Raw genomic sequence first — 22,170 nt, 5'->3', positions numbered from 1 at the left:
CGGGCATCGCGCCAAGGCCCGCCGCTGCAGCGCGCCGGGCCGCAGGAAAGGGCAGTTTCATGAACATCACTGTTACACCGGACGTCTTTAAGCTGGCGCAGGTTTTCACCATCTCGCGCGGCTCGCGCACCGAAGCCAAAGTGCTGACCGTGCGGGTGGAGAAGGACGGTGTCACCGGCTGGGGTGAATGCGTGCCTTATGCCCGTTACAATGAAACTCTGGACAGTGTGACGGGTGAGATTGAAGGGCTGCCTGCTGATTTCACCCGCGCAGAACTGCAATCGCTTCTGCCCGCCGGTGCCGCCCGCAATGCGGTCGATTGCGCGCTGTGGGACCTGGAGGCGAAACAGGCAGGTAAGCGCGTCTGGGAACTGGCAGGCCTGCCTGCGCCTGGGCCGGAGATCACCGCCTACACGCTGTCGCTTGACACGCCGGAGAAGATGCAGAAGCAGGCCGCCGAAAATGCCTTCCGCCCTCTGTTGAAGATCAAGCTGGGCACGCCCGATGACATGCCGCGTCTGGAAGCGGTGCGCGCCGGTGCGCCGGATGCCAAGATCATCATTGATGCCAATGAGGGCTGGTCAGCCGAAGTTTACGCCGAACTGGCGCCGCATCTGGTGCGGCTGGGCGTGGAACTGGTAGAGCAGCCGCTGCCTGCGGGTGAGGACGCGGCCCTCATTGGCTTGGAGCGCCCGGTGCCTGTTTGCGCCGATGAGAGCTGCCATGACCGCGAGAGCCTGCCGAAGCTCAAGGGCAAATACGATGTGGTCAATATCAAGCTGGACAAGACCGGCGGCTTGACCGAAGCGCTGAAGCTGCGTGATCAGGCGCTGGCCGAAGGATATCAGGTGATGGTCGGCTGCATGGTCGGATCCTCATTGGCGATGGCGCCCGCGACGCTTGTGGCGCAGGGTGCGGCGGTTACGGATCTTGACGGGCCGCTCTTGCTGGCCGAAGACCGCGAGGAACCTTTGACATTTGATGCCGAAGGCGTGCACCCGCCTGTGGCTGCACTCTGGGGCTGAGGAGAATACCATGACCCGTACCGTTTATGTGAATGGCGAATACCTGCCTGAGGGGGAAGCCAAGGTTTCAATCTTTGACCGCGGCTTTCTGTTTGCCGATGCGGTTTATGAAGTGACCTCGGTTCTGGACGGCAAGCTGATCGATTTTGACGGCCACGCCGTGCGCCTGGACCGCTCGCTGAAAGAGCTGGACATGGCCTCGCCCTGCACCAAGGACGAGCTGCTGGAAATCCACCGCAAGCTGGTGGAGCTGAACGGCATTGAGGAAGGCCTGGTGTACCTGCAGGTCTCCCGCGGCTCCGACGGCGACCGGGACTTTGTGTTCCCCTCTGCTGACACTCCGCCGAGCCTCGTGCTGTTCACCCAGAATAAGCCGGGCCTGGCTGACAGCCCGGCCGCGCAGAAAGGCGCCAAGATCATTTCGATCGAGGACATCCGCTGGGGCCGCCGCGACATCAAGACTGTGCAGCTGCTGTATCCGTCGATGGGCAAAATGATGGCCAAGAAGGCGGGCTGCGACGATGCCTGGCTGATTGAGGACGGCTATGTGACCGAGGGCACGTCGAACAACGCCTATTATGTGAAAAACGGCAAGATCGTGACCCGGCCGCTGTCCAATGACATCCTGCACGGCATCACCCGCGCTGCGGTGCTGCGCCTTGCAGCGGAATCGCAGATGGAGATCGAAGAGCGCCTGTTCACCATTGATGAGGCGAAAGAGGCGGATGAAGCCTTCACCACCTCTGCCAGCGCCTTTGTGATGCCAGTGGTAGAGATCGACGGTGCGGTGCTGGGTGATGGCACCCCCGGCCCGATCGCCAAGCGCCTGCGCGAGATCTATTTGGAAGAAAGCCGCAAAAAAGCAGTCTGAGACACGCGGCCTGGATTGCTGATGCCGGAGTGATGAAGGCCGTCCCAATGGGGCGGCCTTTCTGCATTTTTTTGCGGATGACGAGGCTTTTACATGGTTTTAGCGGGGTGAGAATTGGCTGCCATTGGTGCCCGGGAGTCAACAATCACACGCGCGCCGGGTGAATGTCCTTGCCCGGGACTGATTGCGGCGGGATTTTAACTAATTTTATACAAAATGGGCCAGTTCCGGACGATTTAGGATAGGGTGGAGACATAGAAAGCACTGCCCGCATAACCGGGGGGATGCCAGAGTTTCACGTTAGGGAGTTGCCCAATGGATCAGACCTTTCAGCCGGAGTTCGCAGCCGTTGTGGAATGCCCGTCAGCCGAGGGCAGCGAAGCAGAAATCCTGGCGGCCGTGCGCAGAGTTCTGACGGCAGAAGAGGCCATTGACCCGGAGATTGCGCAGTCGGCTGCCAAGCGCGGCTGGTTCGCGGGCAAAGCGCGGGCTTCTGAGCCTTCAGTCACAAGTTCGCTTGCAGCGCGGTTGCTTGGCCGGTTCCGCGGCTAAGCATCACCGCCCTGTCCTGCATGCAGCACCCTGCGGTGCCGGATCACTCAAGGGACTAGTCCCGGCACGGCCCCGCAACAGAAATGACAAGGCCGCCTCTGACCGGCGGCCTCTTTGTTTTTCAATGGCAATGGACTGTGCCGGTTGCCGTTTCCATATGGCAGCACTGGCCCGGAGGAGAGCTTTTCCGGCAGCCTCCGCCATGCATTACAATGTCTTGCCGAACGAAACCTGCCGGCTCCAGCGTGCTGGCGAACGGGGCCGCAGGGGACAAAAGAGCGCCTGCAAGGGCCAACGCTGGTATCAAAGTCTTCATTCTCAGTCTTCCAATACTGCTCTGTGCCACGTGTATTTACCCATGGTGCAAGCCACGCAAGACTTTTCCCGCCTTGCGGGCGGGATTGGCTGCCGGGATGAAACGGCACCGGTGTGTTTACGCAGCGCGCCAGCGTGAAAAGCCACTGCGCAGCTGTCGGCAGCGCAGTGGCAGGCAGGCCCCGGAGCCGGAGGGCCGGGCCTTGGTATCATTCAATGTCTCTTAGCGTATGGCGGGAATAGCCCTGATTGCGGTCTTTGCCGCGATCTTCAGCTTGGCAGGGATTTTCACCCGCTCCGTCACCGCGGCGGCCTGGGTCATCATCTTCTGGCGGGGCCGCAGCGGGGTTCACACTGGCGAATTTGATCCTGGCAGAAGGTCCGGGCGTGGCAACGGTTCTCGGCGTGGCAGCGATATTCACAGCCGTTCCTTGGCCGCAGAAACCGTACCCCCGCCCGCGGTCGCCTGAAGATGCCTGCTGACCAGCCTATTGCCGGTCTGTCACGTTTTCCTTGAACGCGACTTCGAAATCCGCCTGCTTTTCGGCGCTGGCCTCGGTCTGGTGGTTTGCTTTCCACTCGGCCATGGTCATACCGTAATAGGCCTCGCGCGCTTCGGTCTTGTCCATGTCGATGCCGCGCTCATTGGCGGCTTCCTGATACCAGCGTGCCAGGCAGTTGCGGCAAAAGCCGGCCATGTTCATCAGATCGATGTTCTGTACATCGGTGCGGTCTTCCATCAGGTGCTTTTGCAGCCGGCGGAAGGCGGCGGCCTGGATTTCGATTTCGGTTTGCTTGTCCATGGCGGTGGCTCCGGAGTTGTCTTGCGTCGCCGCAGGCCTAGCAGCCGGGACGGGGGCGGGCAATGGGTGCGGGCGGGCGGGATCAGGCAAGCTGCAGCGCCAGCCACGGCCCAAGCGCGGTGGCCAGGATCACAATCTTGTAGGTGCCAAGCCAGCGGTAGACGGTGAGGCTGACATCGGCCGGCGCCAGACCGAACATCCGGGCGTGCAGGCGCGCCACCCAGTCCTGCAGCAGCATCAAGAGGATGGCGGACAGGGTGAACAGGCCGATGTGCAAGATGGTCAGCCAGCCGAAGAAGGCGGAGAGGGTTTCCTGGGCCATGATGGCTCCTTTCCCGTTGCTGTACCGCGTTTCCAGTCCTGACGTGGGGAGCGCCGGGCACTGCTGCAAGATCATGCGGTAGCGTGCCGCAGATCAGAGGCCTGAGTTTTCGAGGGCTTGCGGCAGAACCTTTGCCAGGCGTTCCGCCCACTTGCACTGGCCATCGTGCTCGGCAATCAGGTCGTTTCTGAGTTCGATCAGCGTATTGGGGCGGCCTGCATGCGTGGCGTGGGTCTCAATCGCGTCGCCGGGCAGATGGCCGGTGTAGGGCTCGTTGATGCCGACACACAGGCCGTCCCCGGCCTTTAGTTCCTCGATCACAAAGGGCGAGAACCGTTCGCCTTCGGGGAACAGGATGCCGATCTCCCAGGGGCGCGGTTCGCGCCCGCGCAGCTGGCGGGTGAAACTGTGGACCGAGACAACCACGGTGCCGGGGCGTTCGGCCAGCCGGGCCAGGGCGCGGTGGTAAGGGCGGTAGCAGGCCTCCAGCCGCTCCTGCAGTTCTGCCGCGCCCGCGTGGCGGTTGGCGGGGATTATGGTGCCGTCGTAAAGCTTCATCAGAAGGGTCGGGTCATCCTCGCCGCGGTTGGGGTCGATCACCAGCCGCGAGAAGTTCGAGGCCACCACCGGCGCGTCCAGCATCCCGCCCAGCAGCTTGGCCACCTCATAGGCGCCGATGTCATAGGCGATGTGGCGTTCCATATCCGCACGCGGCAGGCCCAGATCGCCGCCGCCGGCGAACTCCGGCACATGGTTGGTTGCGTGGTCGCAGGTGATCAGCCAGCGGGCGGGACGGTCTGCGCCGTGAACAAAATAGGGTGTGTATGTCATGAGCCTGATATGTTTTGCCGCAAGCTGTTTACGGGAGTTGCGGCAGAATGGGAATTGGGGGATAAGCACCCTGAACGCTGTTTGCGGTAACATAAGTCAGGTCCGAAGGAGAAGACCCCTATGAAACGTTCGCGCAATGTGAAGATTGTCGCCACCCTGGGGCCGGCTTCGGAGACCTATGAAACGATCCGCGCCCTGCATGAGGCCGGCGCCGATGTGTTCCGGCTGAACATGTCGCATGGCAGCCATCCGGAGATTGCCGAAAAGCACAGGATCATCCGCCAGGTGGAGCAGGACCTGGACAGCCCGATTGCGATCCTGGCCGATCTGCAAGGGCCGAAACTTCGGGTGGGTGTGTTTGCCAATGGCGCCGAGGATCTGGTGGAAGGCGCCAGCTTCCGTCTTGATCTGGATGAGGCCGAGGGCGACACAACCCGCGTTTGCCTGCCGCATCCGGAGATTTTTCAGGCGCTGGAACCCGGTGCGCATCTCTTGGTCAATGACGGCAAGATCCGTCTGGCAGTGGATGACTGCGGAGCGGATTTTGCCAATTGCACAGTGGAAATCGGTGGCACCATTTCGAACCGCAAGGGGGTGAACGTGCCCGACGTGGTGCTGCCGCTGGCGGCGCTGTCGGAGAAGGACCGCGCGGATCTGGAATTTGTCTGCGCCTTGGGTGTCGATTGGCTGGCGCTGTCGTTTGTGCAGCGGGCCAAAGACGTGTTCGAGGCCCGCGGGCTGGCCGATGGCCGCGCCGCGGTGCTGTCAAAAATTGAAAAACCGCAGGCGGTGGAGGATTTCGAGGCCATCCTGGATGCCTCGGACGGGATCATGGTGGCGCGCGGCGATCTGGGTGTTGAGCTGCCGGTGGCGGCGGTGCCGCCGATTCAGAAACGGCTGGTGCGCAAATGCCGCGCGGCGGCCAAGCCGGTGATCGTGGCGACCCAGATGCTGGAAAGCATGATCGAAAGCCCGATGCCGACCCGGGCCGAAGTCTCGGATGTCGCCACGGCGATTTACGAGGGCACCGACGCGATCATGCTGAGCGCCGAAAGCGCGGCAGGCCAGTATCCGATCGAGGCGGTGCAGACCATGGACAAGGTCGCGGTCGAGGTCGAGGCAGACCCCACCTATACCCAGATCATCGCCGCCTCGCGCTCGGCCAAGGGCACCACCGTGGCCGATGGTATTGTGGCGGCCGCGCGCGAGATTGCGGAAAAGACCGAGATCAAGGCGATCTGCTGTTTTACCCAGTCGGGCACCACAGCACTGCTGACCGCCCGAGAGCGCCCCGGTGTGCCGATCATTGCCATGACCCCGGTCAGCGCCACCGCGCGGCGGCTGTGCCTCAGCTGGGGCTGCAAATGCGTGATGACGCCGGAACTGGACCGTTTCAAGGGCGCGGTGGTGAGTGCGGCGCGGGCGGCGCGCTCCGGCGGCTATGCCGGGGATACCGATCAGATCGTGGTCACTGCCGGCGTGCCCTTCAACGTGCCGGGCACCACCAATATCCTGCGCATTGCCCCCTGTGATGAGCGATTGATTTACAGCACAGATCCGGAATAACGGGGAGCTGCTTGTCTGCAGGCCGGCAGCGAAATTTGAAAACACCGTCCCCTCGCCTACCATTTCCTTGTGTCAGGCCGTGATGGGGGACGTGGTTTATGGGGACCGATTTGCCGCTGATAGCGGGTTTGGTGATTGCCGGGTTTTCGGTGCCGTCGATTCTGTCGGCCTTCAGCGAACAGCGGCCGCCGCGGGCCTCCGTGGCGACCATTCTGATTGCCATCGGTCTGATCGCCTATGCGGTGATAATGAAACCCGGCGGCTACCGCATCGACGAGATCCCGGATGCGTTTTTCCGGGTTCTGGGACGCCTTCTGTAGAGAATCGGCTTGCCCATCGGGCAGGCATTGCGTATTGGGCAGCTCTGTTCCGCGTGGCCGGCCTTTCTTAGGCATGCCGAGTCGCGCGTCTAGCGAACCCGCATTGAAGGAGACGGAAATGCCCAAGATGAAGACAAAGTCGAGCGCCAAAAAGCGCTTTAAGGTGACTGCGACCGGCAAGGTCATGGCAGGTCAGGCCGGCAAACGCCACGGCATGATCAAACGGACCCGCAAGTTCATCCGCGATGCCCGCGGCACCACAACCCTGTCGGCACCCGACGCTAAGATCGTCAAGGGCTTCATGCCCTACGACCGCTAAGAGGAGATTGAGATATGTCCCGCGTTAAAGGTGGTACCGTCACTCACGCCCGTCACAAGAAGGTCATCAAGGCAGCCAAAGGTTATTACGGCCGCCGCAAGAATACCTTCAAAGTCGCCCGTCAGGCTGTCGACAAGGCGAACCAGTATGCAACCCGCGACCGCAAGAACCGCAAGCGCAACTTCCGCGCGCTGTGGATCCAGCGGATCAACGCTGCTGTCCGTTCGCACGACGAAGCGCTGACCTATTCCCGCTTCATCAACGGCCTGACCCTGGCCGGCATCGAAGTGGACCGTAAGGTTCTGGCCGACCTGGCCGTGCACGAACCCGAAGCTTTTGGTGCCATCGTGCGCCAGGCACAGGACGCGCTGGCAGCCTAAGGCGCCGGAGAGTTCCAAATTCAGGAAAGGCCGCTCCGGTTGGAGCGGCCTTTTTTAGTGATTGAGGTCCACTGTTCCGCACTGCGTCCAGCTGCAGCAAATGACTGTCTTGCGCGGGGGCGGCCACCGGATCAAGGGTTGAAGTGCCCGGATGACCGCCAGCCAGCGCCTGTCCGGCTGTGCTGGAAAGGATCCTGGACGCAAAGGCTGGCTGGGCAGGTTAGCGGCTCACCTTGCCAGCATCGCCTCAACTTCTGCCGTGCTTGCGGCCCCTTTCAGTATCGTGAAGTCGCCCCGTTCCAGCATTGCGCGGGTGCCATCCAGGATCACCTGCTGGGTGACACGGGCCAGCCCCCCGCCGATGGAAATCCGGGCGGCACCCAATGCGCCGATTTCATCTGTTGTGAGATCGCGCATCGCACCCGCGGCCAGCAGATTGACAGGTGTGCCAGTTGCGGCAAGCGCGCGGGTGGTTCCGGCATCGGCCAGCGGGGCGTATATCACATCTGCACCTGCTTGGGCGAACGCCTGGCAACGGCGCAGCGCCTCTGCTTGTTCATAATTATTCATAAGCCAGCCATCCGCGCGGGCAGTGAGCACGATCCCCGCAGACCGGGCTGCATCGACGGCCGCCTCTATCCGGGCCAGCGCCAGATCAAACGGATAGGAATTTGTTCCGGGGACAGCCGTGTCCTCCACCGAAACCCCCGACAGCCCGGCCTCTGCTGCCAGCCTCACAGTCTCGGCGACAGTCTCGGGATTGTCTCCGAAGCCGTTTTCGAAATCGCCGTTCACTGGCACGTCGACCGCTGCGCAGATACTGGCAGCGTGCTGCAGGGCGATGTCGCGCGTGATCTGGCCGCCATCAGCCAGACCCAGCGTGAAGCCATACCCTGAAGAGGTCGTCGCCAGCGCCTGCGCACCCAGCTGCGCCATTACCTTTGCTGATCCGATATCCCAAGGGTTTGGCATCACCACCGGCTTGCCCGGGACGTGAAGGGCGCGGAATCGTTCCGTCAGCTCGTTGCGTCGCAAAACATGCTCCTCTCTCCGGTCAGCAGAAGTGCTGATCACTATAGCGGATCTTCGCATTGGCATGCAGCACTATCAGCATTGGTGAAGGTTTTTCGATGCAGGCCGTGGTATTAGGGCGGGGCCCGGGGCGACCTTGGCCGGTGTTGGATAACCTTCCCAAGGTGGACGCCGCGCGGGCCTGGGATCAGGTTCACGTCGTTCACAAATCGCGGCTGTTGAGTGACAATGGGTCCAGTTACGCCTCAGGAAATCTGGCTGAATGGCTGGAAGACAAGGGCATGCAACATTCCCAGACACAGGGCAAGATTGAGCGCCGGCACCAGACCCTGAAGAACCTTATCCTGCTGAAAAACCACTTCCTGCCCGGCGATCTCAAAACCCAGATAGAAGCCTTCGTGGATCGCAACTATCACCAGAGATATCACGAGAGCCTGAACAACGGCACACCAACCGGGGTTTACTTCGGACGTGACAAAGCCATTCTACAACAGCGAGAAAGGATCAAACGAAAGACATTCGATGCGCGACGATTGCATCACCGCAAACACGCCGCATCATCAAGCCAGCCAGATGAGCTGAACACTCTCTGATTTTAAGCCGCCTTTGGGTCCAAAAACTCTGCCGACGGACAGATTGTCTTCGGTTTCCCACGGTAATGGATCACCTATTGGAACCAGGCCGGACAGGCCGGACAGGCGGGAAATGCGGGATACATCCCCAAGATTTGCACTGCTTTCGCCGCCTGCCTGTTCCCGCAGATGATCGAAGCGATACACGCGTGCGACGGCGGCATGATATCCTGGGTCACGCGGGCCCCGATCGAGCCCATCACCTCCTTCTTCTTCACCGGGCAAATTCAAGCCGTTGCGGGTGATTGCCCGGCTGGGCTTATGTCAGCAGGCAAGCAGAAGATGGCAGCGCGCTGATGACCAGCCGGGAGTTTCTGCTGGTGGTTGAAGCCTGCCTCAGGCCGGCGCCGGTGTTGTGGCGCAGCATCTGCTTCGGGAGCAAAAATCACCGTCACCGTGCATCACACCGGCTGCGGAATCGCGTGATTTACCTAGCACGGGGAAATTGGAACCTGCACGCAGGAACACAGCGCCGGTATCGCGCCGCACGACCCAGCTGAAAGCACTTGCATCAGTGACTATGGGCATTGATCTATTGGTGGCCCATTGGCTTTCTTGGCCGCCGGAAGCCCGGCTCTGCCTTGTTCCAATGTGCCCATTTGCCGAGCTGGGATCGCCCGCAACGCAGAACCAGCTTCCCTGGAGGCAGGCCACGCGCGCCGTCTTCCACGAGTTTACGGTTTCTTTCCAGCTCTGGCGTAAAGCTCTTTGTGATACATGCGACAAGCATCGTCAGGCAGCTGGGATCCGGAGAATTTCGACTGTGCTTCCTGTGCAGTGAATTCGAAAGCGAAAAAATACTATGCCGATACCAGATTGGGTCCATGACCTTGTAGCTTCCAAAACCGGCACGGATGCCAGCGACAAAATGGATGGAACCACCGGCGACGACACGATCGACGCCGGTGCAGGCGAGGATACCGTTGCGGGTGAAGAAGGCAGCGACCTGATTGACGCGGGCGAGGGCAACGATACCGTTTATGGCGACATGGGCGATGGGTTCGAGCAGGGGCTGGACGCCACGCCGCTGGTGCTGGATATCAACAACATCCAGAGCATTTCCCACGACGGCTCGTTAGGATCTGCAGGCAATAATGCCGTTTTCAGCGACGTTGCCACTTTGGAGGACGGAACCAAAGTCTGGGGCAGGCTGGTGCTGGTGGAGAAATCCAACCCGGACATGTCGGTGCAATTCGGCTACACAGCCGGCGCGGAAATCCTGCTGGGCGGTGACGATCCGGGTGACCAGGCGACCTTCCGGCTTGAGTTCTTTGATCCGGATACCAATGAGCCGGTATACTTGAATTCCACGGCGACCTTCAATGACGTGGATGACAACAGCGGCTATGGCGATGCCGAGGCTGTCATAATCGACGGCAACAGCTTCACTTCATTCGGGGTGTCCTCGGACTCGTCGCTTGGAACTGCGGTTGATGGCAGTATTGTGACCGCCACCGGGTCCGATTACAATGATTACACCGATCAGGACGCCTGGTTTTCTGCTGGTTTCGAAGATAAATCGTCGATTGAATTCACGCTGCAAACACGCGAGGGCTGGGCGGGATTTACCCTTTCGGGCAGTACCATCGACGACCCGGTCACCACCGGCATCGAGCAAGGGGCCGATACCGTTCTGGCCGGTGATGGAAGTGACGTGGTTTATGGCCAGGGGGGGGATGACTCCCTGTTCGGCGAGGCTGGCGATGACAGCCTGGATGGCGGCGATGGCGACGACGTTCTGGATGGCGGCACCGGTGCGGATACCCTGATCGGCGGGGCCGGAGGCGACACGCTCTCTGGCGGCGAAGGCGACGATTACATCGAAGGCGGTGCAGGCAACGACAGCCTGACCACCGGTCTTGGCAATGACACGCTGATCGGCGGCGAAGGCGACGACACGCTGATGAACTCCGCCGGTGATGACAGCCTGGTCGGTGGCGTGGGCAACGACAGCATCGTGGCAACCGACGGCAACGACACGCTGATCGGGGGTGATGGCGCCGACACCATGTACGGCGGCAACGATGACGACCTGCTGGTTGGCGGCAACGATAACGATCTGATGTACGGCGAGTCAGGCCACGACAGCCTGGAGGGCGGCGGCGGCGATGATGTCATGGACGGCGGCCTTGGCAACGATACCCTGATCGGGGGTATCGGCGGTGACACAATTGCCGGTGGCGATGGCGACGACTACATCGAAGGCGGCGATGGCGACGACAGCCTGACCACCGGTCTTGGCAATGACACGCTGATCGGCGGCGCGGGCAATGACACGCTGCGGAACTCTGCCGGTGATGACAGCCTGGTAGGCGGCGCCGGTGATGACAGCATTGTCGCAACCGATGGCAATGACACCCTCGAAGGGGGCGACGGCGCCGATACTATGTACGGCGGCAATGACGATGATCTGCTGGTCGGCGGCAGCGGCGACGATCAAATGCACGGCGAGGCTGATGCTGATACGTTCCGGATGTCCGACGGGTTCGGCAATGACACCCTGACCGGCGGCGAGGCGGGAAATGACTACGATACGGTCGACGTCTCGGCAGTCACCACCGGGGTCACGGTCACCTACACCGGCGATGAGGCCGGTACGATCACCGATGGCTCCGACACGATCACCTTTTCCGAGATTGAGGCGCTTAAGCTGACGGATCAGGGTGATGTGGTGGATGCTTCGGCGGACAGCGCCGGGGTGTCGATTGACGCAGGCGCGGGCGATGACACGGTCACGCTTGGCGCAGGTGACGATTCCATTACCACCGGGGCCGGCTATGATGAGCTGATCCTGACCGGGGCGGGCGGCATTGACACTGTCAGCGACTTCAGCATCGCCGATGATGACAGCGACGGTTTCTTCAATGACCAGCTTGATGTTTCCGATCTGACCGGCGGCACCGGACCCGACGGGGCCGTCCGCACCAGCGATATCTCGGTGACCGACGATGGATCCGGCAATGCGCTGCTCACGTTTCCAGGGGGTGAAAAGCTTGTTCTGCAGGGGGTGGCCCCGTCACAGATCACAACCACTGCACAGCTCATTTCTGCAGGCATCCCCTGTTTCACGCCGGATGTTCTTCTTGCCACCAGACGCGGCGCGGTGCCTGCGGGCCGGATCCGGGTGGGCGATATGCTGCAAACCGCCGACAATGGGTTTCAGCCCGTTATCTGGGTCGGCAAACGCACGCTGAGCCCGGCAGAGCTGGCGCAGCACCCGCATCTGAGGCCGTATTGCCTTCGCCCGGGCGGTTTGCTGTCCCCGGAGCGGCCGATGCTGCTGTCTCCCCAGCACCGTCTGTTAGCCGGCCCCAAAGCATTTGGACAAGACACGCAGCTTGGCGAAAGTTTTCTCTCGGCGAAACTGCTGGCAGCAGTTGACGAAAACTGTACACAACAGGCGGGGGCTGCCAATCCGGTCACCTATGTGCACCTCATGACCGAGCGGCATGAGGTGATTTTCGCAGAAGGTATCGCAACTGAGACATTCTGGCCCGGTCCCGAAGCCATCCGCGGGTTGTGCGCTGCAGACCGGCGGGAACTGTTCGGTCTCTTCCCTGAACTGGCTGCCGTTCATGGATTGGTTGGCGAGCACGGGCGCGGACTGGTCCGCAGGGCTTACGGCGACTTGGCCCGCCAGGCGCTTAAGCGGCGCAACCTGCAACACATGCACGCCGCCTGACGGCCCCCGGGCCCAGCCCTGAAGTGCCCCGGGTGGCATGCCAGGGACCTGCATTTCCGCGCTCCGGTCTGCTCAGTTGATGTTGCTGCTCCAAAATTGACCCGCCGCAAGTCCAGGCCGAATTCCAGTGTCAGGCCAAGCCGAGAATCTTCCGCGCCTGGGCCGGCGTGGCGACCGGGCGGCCGTGCCGGTGGCAGATCTCCGTCACCCTTGCCACCAGTTCGGCGTTGGACGAAGCGAGCCGGTCTTTGCCGAGCCGGATGTTGTCCTCCAGTCCTGTCCGCGCGTGGCCGCCATTGGCGACGCACCATTCGTTCAGGGTCAGCTGGTCCCGGCCGATCCCCGCAGCGCACCATTCTGCATCGGGCAACAGGCGGTTTACGGTCTTCACGTAGTAGTCAAAGACGTCGCGGTCGGCGGGCATGGCGTTTTTCACCCCCATCACGAACTGAATGTACAATGGCCCCTTCAAACGCCCGTCCGCCTGCATCCGTCCAGCCTGGTGAATGTGGCTGAGGTCAAAGGCCTCGATCTCGGGTTTCACACCGTGGGTGATCATCTCTGCCGCCAGCCAGTCCACCAGATCCGGCGGATTCTGGTAGACGCGGGCGGGGAAGTTGTTCGATCCCACCGAAAGCGATGCCATGTCCGGCCGAAGATGCAGCATGCCGCCCCGGGCCTTGCCCGCGCCCGAGCGTCCGCCGGTGGAGAACTGGATCACCATTCCGGGGCAGTGCTTTTCCAGCCCTTCCTTGAGACGCGCGAACTTCTCCGGATCCGATGAGGGGGTCTCGTCCTCGTTGCGCACATGGGCGTGGCAGATGCTGGCCCCGGCCTCAAACGCGGCATGGGTGCTCTCGATCTGTTCTTCGACCGTGACCGGCACTGCCGGGTTGTGCGCCTTGCGCGGCAGGGAGCCGGTGATCGCGACGCAGATGATGCAGGGTTTGCTCATGCCGTCAGCCCTTTGCCAGAACAAAGTCGTGCTCCACCAGATAGAAGGCCTCATCGAATCCGGCCTCCTGCAGCGCTGCCGGATCCTCGATCAGGTCGAATTTGGCCATCAGGCTTTCCTTCACGCCAAAGACCGCGTCGGAGTTGATGTAGGGGTCATCCGGGTCGAAGATGTGGGTGGTCAGGCTTTCAAACCCATCAGCCTCAAGGATGTAGTGGAAATGCGCGGGCCGGTACGGGTGGCGGCCAAGGTCGCGCAGCAGCTTGCCCACCGGGCCATCATCCGGGATCGGGTAGAATTTCGGCTTTACGGCGCGAAAGCTGTAGCTGCCATCGGCAGCTGTACGAAACACGCCGCGCAGGTTGAAATCGGGCTGGATGCCCTTTTGCTGCACATCGTAAAACCCCTCGTCATTGGCCTGCCAGACGTCGATCTTGGCGCCCGCGACCGGGTTGCCATCGGTGTCGAGGATCCGGCCCCTGACCAGCATTGGCTCGCCCTTGCCATCAAGGCAGATATTGGAACCCATCGGCAGCTCCGGTGCCTCGGCCACGTGGAAGGGGCCAAGCACCGTGCTTTCGGAGGCGCCGGTGGGTTTGCGGTTGTTGATCGCGTCCACCAGCATGGAAACGCCCATGATGTCCGACAGCAGGATGAACTCCTGCCGCCAGTCATCGCAGGTATGGCCGGTTTCCGTCAGGAACATGATGGTCCTGAACCACTCTTCCTGGCTGGGCTCCATTTCCTTAATCGCGGCGTGGATGTGTTTCACCAGGATATTGACGCAGTCGCGCAGCCGCTCGTTTTCGGCCTTGGCATTGCGGGCGGCAACAACCTCGGCGCTGGTATCTTCTGTGAAGTAACCATTTTCGTGTTCATCAAACATATCGTTACTCCGCTGCCATGGAGGCCGCCGCGCCGCGGCTGAAAATATGGGAAAGCACCCGGAGCAGTTCGCCCTTGGGATCCGAGGCCATTTCCTCGGCGCGCCAGCAGACGTGGTGGTCGGGACGGACCAGGATACAGCCGGAATCAGCAATTTCCGAAGCCCGCGCCCAATCGCCGGTATGGTCTGCAAATTTGCGCCGCGGCCCGATCAGACGCACCGTCAGCGGCAGGCCGAACTCTGCCCCCACGGCCTCTGCCGCCTCTTCCCAGGCCTCGCCGCCGATGCCGGTCAGCAGGGTAAAGGCACCCTTGCCGCACAGATCCAGGGTCGAAAGCTTTTCTCCGGTTTCAGGGTCGAACACCCAGACATGCGGCAGCCGCGCGCCCGGCCAGGTGGTGGGCTGGTAGTGCAGTTCCGCGTCCAGTTCGAATGCCGGTTCCATCTGCCCGTCGGTGACCACCGCATCGGATTTGTAGCGCTGGTTCATTTCCACCCCATGGGCGTCGAACTCGTACTTCTTGAAGGCAATCGCCTCGCGGATTGCGGCGCGCTGTTTTTCCGCCTCTGGCGTGGTTTCACAGCGGGCAGCCACACTGGAGCGGATCTCCTCAAGGCTGGTGCCGCCGGTCATGCCGAGGGTTTCAAAGATCGGGCCGAAATCGCTGATCGACTGGTTGGCGCGGGTCACGATCTGCTTGGCAACCGGTGCGCGCTCGGCGGTGTAGCTGTCCAGCAGTCCGGGGGCAGCCTGGCCATTCAGCACCGCGGCCAGTTTCCAAGCGAGGTTGAAGCTGTCCTGGATCGAGGTATTGGAGCCAAGCCCGTTCGAGGGCGGGTGCCGGTGTGCCGCATCGCCCATGATAAAGACGCGGCCATTGTGCATCCGGGGGGCATAGGCGTTGTTCACGGTCCATGTATTGGCCGAGATCAGCTCGATTTCCAGCTCGGGGTCGCCGACCAGCTGCCGCGCGACCTGTGTTGCCATCGCCTCGTCCACAACCGGTGCGGGTTCGTTGATGTCATAGCCCCAGACGATCAGCCATTCGTTCCAGGGCCGCACCATGCGCACCAGCCCCATGCCGATGCCGCCGACGTCGGCGCCGGGCTGCATGACCCAGTACAGCACGCTGGGCCGGTGAGCGACGTATTTCGACAGGTCCGCGCGGAACAGGATGTTCATCGACCCGCCGACGCCCATCTTGCCTTCGATCGCAAGGTTTTCGTTCTGCGCCACCAGCGAGTTGCCGCCATCAGCACCGACAAGGTATTTTGACCGGACCGTGAATTCGCGGCCCGACAGGCGGTCGCGGCAGGTGGTGGTCACGCCCTCCGCGTCCTGCGTGTGGCTCAGGTATTCGGTGCTCATCCGGGCCTGGGTGCCGCGTTTGCAGGCGGTGGAGAACAGGATCGGCTCCATGAAGGTTTGCGGCAGGTCGTTCATCATTGTCGGGCTGGACAGCAGATGCTCGGCCTTTGACAGGGGATGGTTGCCCCAGCTTTTCATACGGCCGATTTCTTCCCCCGCAAGGCTTTCGCAAAAGACATTCTCGCCCATCAGGTCCTGGTGGGCCGCATGCATATAGGCCTCCGCTTCGACATCCTGCCCCAGATCGCGCAGCACCTCCATCGTGCGCTGGTTGGTGATATGGGCGCGGGGGGTGCTGGCCAGCCAGCCGTAGCGGTTGATCGCCATATTCGCGATGCCGTAACTTGACAGAAGCGCCGCCGTTGCAGAGCCCGCAGGCCCGGTGCCGATGATAAGCACGTCGGTTTCGATCTCAGCCATGATTAATCCTCCTTGAGTGTGCCGCCGTTCAGACGCCGCTGAACGGGAAAAAGCTGAATGCCGGTCCGGTCGGAGAAAACTCCCCATAGGCCGCGCGGCGCCAGGAGCATGACCGCGATTCCGATAAGACCAAGCGTGAACAGATACCAGCTGCCAAAGTCGGCCAGCAGCGATTGCAATGCGAAGAAGATGAGAACACCCAGGATCGGGCCCTCGATGGTGCCGATGCCGCCGATCACTACGATGAAAATCACGTAAGCCGTCCAATCGGTGACGCTGAAGGCGGCATCGGGGCTGATGCGGGTTTTCTGCACATAGATAAGCGCCCCAGCCAGCCCGGTGCCAAGGCTGGCCGCCAGGAACACCAGCCATTTGATCCGGCCAGCATCGACGCCGACGGATTTCGCGGCTTCCGGGTTGTCGCGCACAGCCGACAATGCCAGCCCGCGCCGCGAGCGCAAAAGCGCGTAGATCGCTGCGATCACCACTACCGCCAGCAGCAGTGCCAGCCAATAGGTCAGGATATCGCGCGCGGCGGCGGTTTTGACATCCAGTGCGGATTTGATCCAGTCGGTCGCCCACATCCCGCGGGTGGCGGTGCGGGGCAGGGAGGTGCCGGTGCCGCCGCCAAGTGTTTTAACCTGCGCAAGGAGCAGCCGCGCGACTTCGGCCATGACCCAGGTACCAATGGCGAAATAGGCGCCGGCAAGGCGGAAGGCGAAATAACCCATCGGCACTGCAAGGACCGCCGCCGCCAGCCCGCCCAGCAGGATTGCAGCAATCGGATCGATGCCTGCGATAATGACGCCGCCGAACATCGCATAGGCGCCGGCGCCGACAAAGGCCTGCTGGCCGATGCTGACCAGACCGCCGTAGCCTGCAAGCAGGTTCCAAAGCTGTGCCAGCACCAGCATGGTCAGGATGAAAAACAGATCCTGGATCAGCCCGCGCCCGGCAAAGAAGGGCAAAACCGCCAACAGAAGGACCGCGCCGCAGGCCAGCAGGCCGAACAGATTGGACGCCTTTGTGCGGGTCGTCACGCGGAACGGTGCCGCCGCAGCAAGTGCCGCAGATTGTACCGGAGAATGTGTAAGATCAGCCATCAGTCCACCGCCCTTGGAAACAGTCCGCGCGGCTTCACCAGCAGCACGAGCAGGAAGGCCAGGTGCCCGGCCAGAATTTGCCATTCGGGGTTCACAGCGGCGCCCAGCGTCTGTGCGACGCCGATGATGATACCGCCCGCCAGCGTGCCCCACAGGCTGCCAAGGCCGCCGATGATCACAGCCTCAAAGGCATAAATCAGACGGGCAGGCCCGATTGCCGGATCAAAATTCGCCCGCATCCCAAGGTAGAGCGCGGCCAGCGTCACCACCAGCATGGCAATTGCCGTAGCCGTGGCAAAAATGCGCCCGGGGCGGATGCCCATCAGGCTCGCCGTGACCGCATCATCCGAGGTGGCACGGAAGGCACGGCCCAGCCCGGTGCGGTAAAACAGCTGGTTCAGCCCCAGGATCACAAGGACGGCGGAGGCAAAGGTCAGAAGCGGCAGCAGCCCGAGGCTGAGATCGCCCAGCTTGATTGAGGCGGTGGCGATCGCACCGGCCGGCAGGCGCTGGCTGTCAGCGCTGAAACCCTCAAGCAGGGCATTCTGCAGCGCGATCGACAGGCCGAACGTCACCAGCAGCGGCGGCAGGATATCCGTCCCCAGCGTGCGGTTCAGCAGGTGCAATTGCAGCAGCCAGCCGGCAGCGAACATCACCGGCGCGGCCAGCAGCGCCGCCGCAAACGGCGGCAATCCCAGAAGCGTTACCAGGACAAGGATCAGGTAGGCCGCGCATACAATCAGGTCGCCATGGGCCAGATTCACCAGCCGCATAATCCCGAAAACGAGGCTGAGACCGGCGGCAAACAGCGCGTAAAGCCCGCCAAGCAGGATGCCCTGCAGTATCGTGTCGATCCAGATCATGCGGCGGCTCCGAAATAGGCTGCGTGAATATCCTCGCGGCGCAGATCTTCGGGACGCCCTTCAAGGGTGATGCGGCCCTCCATCATGCAGCAGACCCGGTCGGCGGCTTTCATCGCCTGGCCGATATCCTGTTCCACCACGATCAGGCTGGCGCCGCTGGCCTGGATTTTCGGCACGGCGGCATAGATGTCCCGGATCACTACAGGCGCCAGGCCAAGGCTGATTTCATCACACAACAGGACCTTGGGGTTCGACATCAGCGCGCGGCCGATGGCCACCATCTGCTGCTGCCCGCCCGAAAGCGCAGTGCCCGGATGGTGCCGCCGTTCTGCAAGGATCGGGAACAAGTCGTAGATCGCTTCCAGGCTCCAGTACCCTCGGACCTTGCGCCCGTAGGTGCCGATCAGAAGGTTCTCCTCGACCGAGAGAGACGGGAACAGTTTGCGCCCCTCCGGCACCATCGCAAGGCCCAGCGGCATGATCTGATCCGCACTCAGGCCCCCTACGGGCCGGCCCGCCAGATGCACCATGCCGGGGGCCGATGGCAGTACACCTGCCAGCGCCCGCATCAGGGTTGTTTTTCCCGCGCCATTGGCGCCGATGATGGCAAGGGTTTCCCCTTCGTCCAGCCGCAAGTCGACGCCGAACAGCGCCTGAAAGTCACCGTAACGGGCGGTAAGGCCGCGTGTTTTCAAAATGGGCATCAGACACCGGCTCCCAGATAGATGTCGCGGACCTCGGCCCGGTTCATGATGTCATCGGGCGTGCCAAGGCCGATCACCTTGCCGAAATTCAGCACCAGGAGTCGCTCAACCACCGAGGTGAGCGCATGCAGAACATGTTCGATCCAGATAATGGTAACGCCGCGGGCATGGATGCTGCGGATGGTATCGATGAGGGACAGGCATTCGCCCTCGGTCAACCCGCCGGCGATTTCGTCCAGCAAAAGCAGCTTGGGGTCCGTTGCCAGCGCACGCGCCATTTCCAGCCGCTTGCGCTGCAGTAGCGCAAGCCCGCCCGCCGGTTGGTTGGCCGCCTGCAACAGCCCGCATTGGCTTAGAATGCGGGCGCAATCGGCCTGCACATCCCGTTCGGAGGCCTTGCGGCCATGGGTGGCGGCCACCATCAGGTTCTCGAACACGGTCATGTTGCCGAAGGGCTGCGGCACCTGGAAGGAGCGGCCGACACCCGCGAAACAGCGCTGCATGGCGGGGGCCGCCGTCACGTCGCGCCCGTCAAAGCGGATGGATCCTGCGTCGCTGCGCAGATTGCCGGTGATGAGGTTGAAAAGCGTTGATTTCCCCGCGCCATTTGGTCCGATGATGCCAAGTGCCTGGCCGGCCGGAACCTTCAAGGTGACGTCATCAGCCACTTTCAGCTGGCCAAAGCTTTTCGATACGTTCTGCAATGAGAGAAGGGTCATGTCAGCGGCTCCGGCCATCCCATCGCAGCGATGGGGCAAAACCGGGTTCCTTTCAGCATCATGAAATGGGTTCCATCACACCGCCCGCCGGCACCTCGGGTGCGGTGGAACTGTCAACGATCACAAGGTCATAGCCGCCGCTTTCCGTCAGCCGCCATTGACCGCCCACCAGCGGTGTCTTGGCCACGTTTGCCTGTGCAAAAGGCGGCAGGCCTGCGCCGTCAAAGGCGATGCGCCCGACGATGGAGGCAAGCTCGGTGGCGGCGATTGCTTCGGACACGGTATCCGCATCACCGGCATCATCCACGCGGGCCATCACATCAGCGGCCATCTCGAACAGCGCATGGACAAAGCCGATGGGCTGGGTCCACTGCCGCCCGGTTGCGGCGGTGAAGCCGTGGGCCAGACCGGCTGCGGACTGGCCCGTCAGTGAGGAGCTGAACGGATGGTTCGGGGACCACCAGACTTCAGAGCTGAGGTTGTGGCCTGCATCCCCCAGGGATTCGACAGCCTGCGGAAACAGAACCGCCTTGCCGATGGTGGCAGCCTTGGGCGCAAAGCCCTGCTGTTTGGCCTGGGTCCAGAATGTGGTGAAATCAGGCGGGACCGGCACGCCTGTCACGATCTCCGCTTCGGCCTGTTTGAAGGCGTTGATCTGGGCAGAGAAATCATCCGTCAGGTTCTGGTAGCGCCCAGGGTCGGTCAGCCTGTAGCCGCTTTGCTCCAGTGCCGGCGGGAAGCCCAGCACCGGGTCGCCCCAGGCATTGCCATCGCCATCATTGGGGTACAGCGCGCCGACGGATTTGTTGGTGTCCAGCTGGCTCCACATGGCATTGAAGACCGCGATGATGTCCTCCAGCCCCCAGAAGAAGTGATAGGCATAGTGAAACCGCTCCCACGACCCCGGATCGCCGGAATTGCCCTGCTGCCCGGCGAACCACGGCTGCCAGGGGGCAACGGTGGAGATGCAGGGGATTTCCTCAGCCTCGCAGGTTGTGGCAACCGGGTTGGTTGTTTCCGGCGTAGAGGCGACAAGCATCAGGTCGATGCCGTCATTCACGATCAGCTCGCGCGCCACATCCGCCGCACGGTTCGGGTTCGATTGGCTGTCTTTGACGATGACCTCAAAATTCCGGCCCGCGTCGGTTGCAGCAAAGCCGTCCAGGATGAACCGGTCCGCCTCGGAAAAGGCCGCGAGCGGGCCGGATTGCGGACTGATGTAGCCCAGCTTGATTTTTGCGCCCCGTGCCAAGGCGGGCGCGGCGAGTCCGCTTGTGCTCAGCAGCCCGGCAGCGGTGCCTGTTTTCAGCAATGTTCGGCGGTTGATCATGGGGTCTCCTCCCTGATGACAGCTCATGGTTCAGTTACCCGGCGCGTCTCCTCCCCAGGCGCGCGCCAGCAGGTCCCGAATGCCGGACCGGGTGATTTCTTTTGGGTTCCAATAGGGGTTCTGCACTGCAAGAGCGGCAGCGCGGTCCAGATCCGCCTCCGCCAGCCCCAGATCGCGCAGCGCCATCGGGGCGCCGTGATCCTTGGCGAATTGCCAAAGAGCGGCCGCCGGATCGGCATTTCCAAAGATTTCGCCAACGGGGGCCAGCAGGCCGGGCACGGCAGCAGCGTTATAGGCGGCGGCGTGGGGCAGCACGATGGCATGGGTTTCGGCGTGCGGCAGACCGAAGCTGCCGCCAAGTGTGTGGCAAAGCTTGTGATGCAGCGCCATGCCCACCTGGCCCAGTACCGTGCCGCAGGCCCAGGCAGCCTGCTGCGTGGCAAGGCGCGCTTGCAGCCCGGCCGGATCCTCCAGCACCCGCGGCAGGGCGTCGGCAAAGATACGCAGCCCAGTCAGCGCCAGTTCAGTCGACTGTGGATTGCGGTCCTGCGCATAGAGCGCCTCGACGGCATGGGCCATGGCATTGAGCGTGCTTGTCACGGTCATCGGTACCGGAAGGGTTGCCACCAGTTCCGGGTCATAAAGCACGGTGGCCGGGCGCAGATTGCTGTCATTCACCGTGGTTTTCACCCCGTTTTCAGTCTGGCCGAGGATCGGCGTGCATTCGCTGCCGGCATAGGTCGTGGGCAGGGCAATCTGGGTGACGCCGCTGCGCAGGGCCAGCGCCTTGCCAAGCCCGATGGTCGAACCGCCGCCGGCCGCCAGCACAGTGTCCGCGCCGACATCCTGCAGATGGGCCAGGGCTTCCTCGGTCACCTCGACCGGCGTATGCATTGCGGCGCGGCAGAACACACCTGCCGTCTTGGCGCCCAGCTGCGCCGCCAGCTCCAGCCCGAGATCCGATTGATGCGGTGTGGTCAGCACCAGAACGCGGTTGGCACCCAGCGCAGAAACATGACGGTCCAGGGTGCGGTGCAGCCCCGCCTCAAAGATGACGGTCTGATCTGATCCGTATTTTGCAGTGTCGAACATGCCGGGTGCCTCCAAACCGGGTGTGACACCAATATGATGGAAAATTTTTCGAACTTGATCGAACTTGGAGGCATTAATA

The 22,170-nt window shown here is 62.2% G+C and carries 21 protein-coding genes and 1 pseudogene; 9 read left to right on the top strand and 13 right to left on the bottom strand.

Going from position 1 to position 22,170, the window contains the following annotated elements; all coding sequences use genetic code 11:
- The first annotated feature begins 59 nt into the window (after positions 1-59).
- The 3 genes from dgcA to K3724_RS16450 all read left to right on the top strand — a co-directional run bounded on the left by dgcA (position 60) and on the right by K3724_RS16450 (position 2,448).
- The gene (gene dgcA, locus K3724_RS16460; protein WP_259987329.1) at positions 60-1,025 is read left to right on the top strand and encodes an N-acetyl-D-Glu racemase DgcA; all 966 of its coding nucleotides are present in this window, start codon (positions 60-62) and stop codon (positions 1,023-1,025) included.
- A 10-nt stretch (positions 1,026-1,035) separates the two neighbouring features.
- Positions 1,036-1,896 (top strand): D-amino-acid transaminase, encoded by an 861-nt coding sequence (locus K3724_RS16455; protein ID WP_259987327.1) that lies wholly within the window; start codon positions 1,036-1,038, stop codon positions 1,894-1,896.
- A gap of 315 nt (positions 1,897-2,211) precedes the next feature.
- Complete coding sequence (locus tag K3724_RS16450; protein ID WP_259987326.1) at positions 2,212-2,448, top strand: hypothetical protein; 237 nt, start codon at positions 2,212-2,214, stop codon at positions 2,446-2,448.
- 803 nt (positions 2,449-3,251) lie between these two features.
- Here K3724_RS16450 and K3724_RS16445 read toward each other — a convergent pair.
- The 3 genes from K3724_RS16445 to K3724_RS16435 all read right to left on the bottom strand — a co-directional run bounded on the left by K3724_RS16445 (position 3,252) and on the right by K3724_RS16435 (position 4,719).
- The gene (locus tag K3724_RS16445; RefSeq protein ID WP_259987324.1) at positions 3,252-3,566 is read right to left on the bottom strand and encodes a DUF1244 domain-containing protein; all 315 of its coding nucleotides are present in this window, start codon (positions 3,564-3,566) and stop codon (positions 3,252-3,254) included.
- 82 nt (positions 3,567-3,648) lie between these two features.
- On the bottom strand, positions 3,649-3,888 hold the full coding sequence (locus tag K3724_RS16440) for a DUF6868 family protein (RefSeq protein WP_129369702.1): 240 nt from the start codon (positions 3,886-3,888) through the stop codon (positions 3,649-3,651).
- Positions 3,889-3,981: 93 nt separating this feature from the next.
- Positions 3,982-4,719, bottom strand: a complete 738-nt coding sequence (locus K3724_RS16435) for an N-formylglutamate amidohydrolase (RefSeq protein ID WP_259987320.1) — start codon at positions 4,717-4,719, stop codon at positions 3,982-3,984.
- Positions 4,720-4,839: 120 nt separating this feature from the next.
- Between K3724_RS16435 and pyk the strand changes: the two genes are divergently transcribed.
- The 4 genes from pyk (at position 4,840) to rplT (ending at position 7,304) form a co-directional block, all read left to right on the top strand.
- Positions 4,840-6,285, top strand: a complete 1,446-nt coding sequence (gene pyk, locus K3724_RS16430) for a pyruvate kinase (RefSeq protein ID WP_259987318.1) — start codon at positions 4,840-4,842, stop codon at positions 6,283-6,285.
- Positions 6,286-6,383: 98 nt separating this feature from the next.
- Positions 6,384-6,605 carry a hypothetical protein gene (locus K3724_RS16425; protein ID WP_259987316.1) on the top strand — a complete coding sequence of 74 codons (222 nt, stop codon included), beginning with the start codon at positions 6,384-6,386 and terminating at the stop codon, positions 6,603-6,605.
- Between the two features lie 118 nt (positions 6,606-6,723).
- Positions 6,724-6,924, top strand: a complete 201-nt coding sequence (rpmI, locus tag K3724_RS16420; protein ID WP_027263382.1) for a 50S ribosomal protein L35 — start codon at positions 6,724-6,726, stop codon at positions 6,922-6,924.
- Positions 6,925-6,938: 14 nt separating this feature from the next.
- A complete protein-coding gene (gene rplT, locus K3724_RS16415; protein ID WP_024088794.1) occupies positions 6,939-7,304 on the top strand; it encodes a 50S ribosomal protein L20 in 366 nt (121 codons plus the stop codon).
- A gap of 228 nt (positions 7,305-7,532) precedes the next feature.
- On the opposite strand, the gene K3724_RS16410 is transcribed toward rplT, so the two are convergent.
- The gene (locus tag K3724_RS16410) at positions 7,533-8,339 is read right to left on the bottom strand and encodes an oxaloacetate decarboxylase (RefSeq protein ID WP_259987310.1); all 807 of its coding nucleotides are present in this window, start codon (positions 8,337-8,339) and stop codon (positions 7,533-7,535) included.
- A gap of 140 nt (positions 8,340-8,479) precedes the next feature.
- Here K3724_RS16410 and K3724_RS16405 point away from each other — a divergent pair.
- Positions 8,480-8,929 (top strand): annotated as a pseudogene (locus tag K3724_RS16405) (integrase core domain-containing protein); the annotation flags it as partial.
- 841 nt (positions 8,930-9,770) lie between these two features.
- Complete coding sequence (locus tag K3724_RS16400; RefSeq protein ID WP_259987308.1) at positions 9,771-12,650, top strand: Hint domain-containing protein; 2,880 nt, start codon at positions 9,771-9,773, stop codon at positions 12,648-12,650.
- Between the two features lie 130 nt (positions 12,651-12,780).
- Here K3724_RS16400 and K3724_RS16395 read toward each other — a convergent pair whose 3' ends face one another.
- From K3724_RS16395 to K3724_RS16355, 9 genes are read right to left on the bottom strand one after another with little or no spacing between them, the layout of a single operon-like run.
- Complete coding sequence (locus tag K3724_RS16395) at positions 12,781-13,605, bottom strand: 3-keto-5-aminohexanoate cleavage protein (RefSeq protein WP_259987306.1); 825 nt, start codon at positions 13,603-13,605, stop codon at positions 12,781-12,783.
- Positions 13,606-13,609: 4 nt separating this feature from the next.
- Complete coding sequence (locus K3724_RS16390) at positions 13,610-14,491, bottom strand: intradiol ring-cleavage dioxygenase (RefSeq protein ID WP_259987304.1); 882 nt, start codon at positions 14,489-14,491, stop codon at positions 13,610-13,612.
- A 4-nt stretch (positions 14,492-14,495) separates the two neighbouring features.
- A complete protein-coding gene (locus tag K3724_RS16385; protein ID WP_259987302.1) occupies positions 14,496-16,280 on the bottom strand; it encodes an FAD-dependent monooxygenase in 1,785 nt (594 codons plus the stop codon).
- Positions 16,281-16,282: 2 nt separating this feature from the next.
- Positions 16,283-17,383 (bottom strand): branched-chain amino acid ABC transporter permease, encoded by a 1,101-nt coding sequence (locus K3724_RS16380; protein ID WP_259987300.1) that lies wholly within the window; start codon positions 17,381-17,383, stop codon positions 16,283-16,285.
- The gene (locus K3724_RS16375; protein ID WP_259987298.1) at positions 17,383-18,246 is read right to left on the bottom strand and encodes a branched-chain amino acid ABC transporter permease; all 864 of its coding nucleotides are present in this window, start codon (positions 18,244-18,246) and stop codon (positions 17,383-17,385) included. Before K3724_RS16375 ends, K3724_RS16380 begins: the two co-directional genes overlap by 1 nt.
- Positions 18,243-18,950 carry an ABC transporter ATP-binding protein gene (locus tag K3724_RS16370; protein WP_259987296.1) on the bottom strand — a complete coding sequence of 236 codons (708 nt, stop codon included), beginning with the start codon at positions 18,948-18,950 and terminating at the stop codon, positions 18,243-18,245. The genes K3724_RS16375 and K3724_RS16370 overlap by 4 nt, the downstream gene beginning before the upstream one ends.
- Complete coding sequence (locus K3724_RS16365) at positions 18,950-19,669, bottom strand: ABC transporter ATP-binding protein (protein WP_259987294.1); 720 nt, start codon at positions 19,667-19,669, stop codon at positions 18,950-18,952. The genes K3724_RS16370 and K3724_RS16365 overlap by 1 nt, the downstream gene beginning before the upstream one ends.
- Before the next feature lie 58 nt (positions 19,670-19,727).
- Positions 19,728-20,999 carry an ABC transporter substrate-binding protein gene (locus K3724_RS16360; RefSeq protein WP_259987292.1) on the bottom strand — a complete coding sequence of 424 codons (1,272 nt, stop codon included), beginning with the start codon at positions 20,997-20,999 and terminating at the stop codon, positions 19,728-19,730.
- Between the two features lie 30 nt (positions 21,000-21,029).
- Positions 21,030-22,091 carry a maleylacetate reductase gene (locus K3724_RS16355; RefSeq protein WP_259987290.1) on the bottom strand — a complete coding sequence of 354 codons (1,062 nt, stop codon included), beginning with the start codon at positions 22,089-22,091 and terminating at the stop codon, positions 21,030-21,032.
- Positions 22,092-22,170: the final 79 nt, after the last annotated feature.

Origin of the sequence: Leisingera sp. M658 (assembly GCF_025144145.1) — a bacterium.
GTDB lineage: Bacteria > Pseudomonadota > Alphaproteobacteria > Rhodobacterales > Rhodobacteraceae > Leisingera.
The sequence above is the reverse complement of the archived record's forward strand: the minus strand, read 5'-3'. Positions and strand labels throughout refer to the sequence as shown.

Bases quoted from the DNA above. Each gene is read 5' to 3' on its own strand.
- rplT (WP_024088794.1), top strand. From the start codon at position 6,939: ATGTCCCGCGTTAAAGGTGGTACCGTCACTCACGCCCGTCACAAGAAG.
- K3724_RS16445 (WP_259987324.1), bottom strand. From the start codon at position 3,566: ATGGACAAGCAAACCGAAATCGAAATCCAGGCCGCCGCCTTCCGCCGG.
- K3724_RS16435 (WP_259987320.1), bottom strand. From the start codon at position 4,719: ATGACATACACACCCTATTTTGTTCACGGCGCAGACCGTCCCGCCCGC.
- dgcA (WP_259987329.1), top strand. From the start codon at position 60: ATGAACATCACTGTTACACCGGACGTCTTTAAGCTGGCGCAGGTTTTC.
- K3724_RS16355 (WP_259987290.1), bottom strand. From the start codon at position 22,091: ATGTTCGACACTGCAAAATACGGATCAGATCAGACCGTCATCTTTGAG.
- K3724_RS16425 (WP_259987316.1), top strand. From the start codon at position 6,384: ATGGGGACCGATTTGCCGCTGATAGCGGGTTTGGTGATTGCCGGGTTT.
- K3724_RS16395 (WP_259987306.1), bottom strand. From the start codon at position 13,605: ATGAGCAAACCCTGCATCATCTGCGTCGCGATCACCGGCTCCCTGCCG.
- K3724_RS16455 (WP_259987327.1), top strand. From the start codon at position 1,036: ATGACCCGTACCGTTTATGTGAATGGCGAATACCTGCCTGAGGGGGAA.
- K3724_RS16450 (WP_259987326.1), top strand. From the start codon at position 2,212: ATGGATCAGACCTTTCAGCCGGAGTTCGCAGCCGTTGTGGAATGCCCG.
- K3724_RS16400 (WP_259987308.1), top strand. From the start codon at position 9,771: ATGCCGATACCAGATTGGGTCCATGACCTTGTAGCTTCCAAAACCGGC.
- K3724_RS16440 (WP_129369702.1), bottom strand. From the start codon at position 3,888: ATGGCCCAGGAAACCCTCTCCGCCTTCTTCGGCTGGCTGACCATCTTG.
- K3724_RS16365 (WP_259987294.1), bottom strand. From the start codon at position 19,669: ATGACCCTTCTCTCATTGCAGAACGTATCGAAAAGCTTTGGCCAGCTG.
- K3724_RS16375 (WP_259987298.1), bottom strand. From the start codon at position 18,246: ATGATCTGGATCGACACGATACTGCAGGGCATCCTGCTTGGCGGGCTT.
- K3724_RS16380 (WP_259987300.1), bottom strand. From the start codon at position 17,383: ATGGCTGATCTTACACATTCTCCGGTACAATCTGCGGCACTTGCTGCG.
- K3724_RS16360 (WP_259987292.1), bottom strand. From the start codon at position 20,999: ATGATCAACCGCCGAACATTGCTGAAAACAGGCACCGCTGCCGGGCTG.
- K3724_RS16390 (WP_259987304.1), bottom strand. From the start codon at position 14,491: ATGTTTGATGAACACGAAAATGGTTACTTCACAGAAGATACCAGCGCC.
- rpmI (WP_027263382.1), top strand. From the start codon at position 6,724: ATGCCCAAGATGAAGACAAAGTCGAGCGCCAAAAAGCGCTTTAAGGTG.
- pyk (WP_259987318.1), top strand. From the start codon at position 4,840: ATGAAACGTTCGCGCAATGTGAAGATTGTCGCCACCCTGGGGCCGGCT.
- K3724_RS16385 (WP_259987302.1), bottom strand. From the start codon at position 16,280: ATGGCTGAGATCGAAACCGACGTGCTTATCATCGGCACCGGGCCTGCG.
- K3724_RS16370 (WP_259987296.1), bottom strand. From the start codon at position 18,950: ATGCCCATTTTGAAAACACGCGGCCTTACCGCCCGTTACGGTGACTTT.